Below are 515 nucleotides of genomic sequence, written 5' to 3' on the forward strand. Positions count from 1 at the left end.
TTTCTGATATTTGATTATGTAATTCAACATTAATTTTATTCTGTTCATTTAAACGCTTTTCTAAATCTGTAATTATTACTTCTAAGCCTTTAATAGTTTTTCTTGCCACTATAATCACTCCGTTAGTTAGTTAGTTAATTAATTTATTAACTTAATAATAGAATTACTTATATTATTGTTCAATAATTAATTTATTAACACGACTTTTATTTATATATCTTCTCTCTCCCACCTACTATCTTTTGTAGCTACAAAAAAAGGAGCTATAAGCTCCTTTAACTCTCCTGGTCTCAAATCTATTTGACTGCTTTTAATTTTGCAATATCATAACAATTAACTTTAGTTACTTCTTCAACTTCTTTTAATTCATCAAGTTTTGTTTTTACAGTTGTTCTAAATTCTAATAGCTCTGCTGTCTGCTCTACAACTCCATCAAGTTTCTTTTCAATTATTTTTTGACCCTCTTTTAAGTCTTTAACTTCATCTTTTAACCCTTTAATATCTAATTGAATAGA

At 25.8% G+C, this 515-nt stretch carries 1 pseudogene; it reads right to left on the reverse strand.

From position 1 onward, the window contains the following. Positions 1-296: 296 nt before the first annotated feature. A pseudogene (locus HCG70_RS17285) lies at positions 297-515 on the reverse strand (hypothetical protein); the annotation flags it as partial.

The organism is Clostridium sp. K04 (assembly GCF_019734375.1).
Classification (GTDB): domain Bacteria; phylum Bacillota; class Clostridia; order Clostridiales; family Clostridiaceae; genus Clostridium; species Clostridium saudiense.